The following is a 1,841-nucleotide window of genomic DNA, read 5'->3' as shown; positions in this document are numbered from 1 at the left end:
TCTTCAGCAGTCAGGGGTTCAATAGTCATTTAATATCTCCTCGGGTTCTCGTTAATGTGGGTTAACTATAGCACTGCATTCCTGCGGTGTCAACAAGTTTTTAAACATTTTTGCAATTAATTTGCTTGGTTGCTGGGTTTGTGTCGGTTGGTTCATGAGTTACAGTATTGCATGTAATGGGTAGGATTGCAAGCATTTCTGTTATTTATTTGCTGATTTGTCTGTAAATAACTATTATGGCAGTTGATGATAGAGTTGATACAGTTCTCACAAAGCTCCAGCATTTTTTTTTTTTTTTTTTTTTCTGGAGCTATTTTTTTTTTTTATTTCAGCTGCCAAAATCGCGCACAACCAACACGCCCACGCATCTCACGCACTAACGCGCCACGATCGCGCATTACCTGCACGCCTGCGCATTACGCGCACATCTGCAACCCTGGTACCTGCGCGCCTGATTGCCTGCCCCGGTCGCCCTCACGCTCACCCGGTCACCTGCGCGCCTGGATGCTGGCACGCCTGCGCCTGGATGCTGGCACACTCACCCGGTCACCCGGCATCTCAGCCCTGCGCCCTGGATTACTGCGTTGCTACGTGCATTTGGCAGCACTCAGCTACTGCGAGTTGTATTTAACAGCACTCTCGCACCCGGTAATCCTGCGCATTTGCCCCGGTTCGTCACGTTTCTGCGCTATTGCGTGTACTCGGTCATTGTGCAGGTTCACAGTGGCCGCGCTACCCAGGCCCCCGCGTCCCCCTTTTGCCCCCGCGCCCGTGGGGTAGGCCGTGATGACCTAGACCCACTTTTTGAAAAACAGAGACCACACTGTCACTGGGGTTATTAATTTGCTACGTAAGCTGAAACGCCCTATACTGCGGGCATGACTACAGAATATGACAAAGACGAAGTTGTTCAGGCTTACCTGCAAACGCGCACGATTCGGGGCACGTCCAAGAAGACGGGCATTGAGACGAAAGCGCTGCTGCACATCCTGGAAGAGCTTGCGGAAGAGATTGCGTATCATCAGGAGCGCGAGTACCGGGAGCAGGAGATGGATGCTGCATGGATCAAGCGACGGGCCCGCGCGCTGATCGAGCTGGATCCCCGGGATTTCATTGATGAGGACGGTAAGCTGCTGCCCCCAGCGCAATGGCCGGATACGGCAGAGCTGCTGGATTTTGATGTAGGCCCTAACGGTATCCGGGTCAAGTGCCCCGGTAAGAGTGCGATTTTGCAGATGGCCGGTAACCACGTGGATATTGGCGCATTCCGCGAGAAGCTGGAAGTCACGTCCAGTGACATTGTGCGGGAAACGCTGATGAAGGCGCACCGGGATGTCAGCGACGACGAATGAAGATGCGGAGCTTGCTCAGCTCTGCCTGGAGACGCGCAATGACCCGCTGAAGTGGGTGCGTCTGATGTTTCCCTGGGGGCTTTCGGGCACTGAGCTGGTGCACCACAACGGCCCGGATACCTGGCAGTCTGAGTTTCTGGAGATGTTGGGTGACATGATTCAGGCGGAACCCTTTGATGGGCGCAGGCCCACGCGACCCCGGCAGGTGGCGGTGGCGTCCGGGCACGGTGTGGGCAAGTCGGCGATCTCTGCCATGCTGATTCTGTTTATTCTATCTACCCGGCAGGATGCGATTGGGATGGTGACGGCCAATACCTCAGTCCAGCTGAACACCAAGACCTGGGCGGAGGTATCGAAGTGGCGGCGGTTGTGTGCCATCGGGCACTGGTTCAGCTATTCCAACAGCCGGGGCAACATGAACATGAACTACCCGGCACGCAAGGACAAGTGGCGGGTGGATGCGATCCCTTTCGACCCGCGCAACACGGA

At 55.0% G+C, this 1,841-nt stretch carries 2 protein-coding genes; both read left to right on the top strand.

Annotated features, from left to right (window positions below):
* The first annotated feature begins 878 nt into the window (after window positions 1-878).
* Complete coding sequence (locus ACOCD2_RS18370; RefSeq protein ID WP_293815420.1) at window positions 879-1,352, top strand: hypothetical protein; 474 nt, start codon at window positions 879-881, stop codon at window positions 1,350-1,352.
* Window positions 1,333-1,841, top strand: a 509-nt coding sequence (locus ACOCD2_RS18365) for a hypothetical protein (RefSeq protein WP_419625870.1), incomplete at its 3' end; no start/stop codon positions are given. The genes ACOCD2_RS18370 and ACOCD2_RS18365, both read left to right, overlap by 20 nt.

The organism is Thiolapillus sp., assembly GCF_048562965.1.
GTDB classification, from domain to species: Bacteria; Pseudomonadota; Gammaproteobacteria; order Chromatiales; family Chromatiaceae; genus Thiolapillus; species Thiolapillus brandeum_A.
This window is presented reverse-complemented; position numbering and strand designations above follow the sequence as displayed.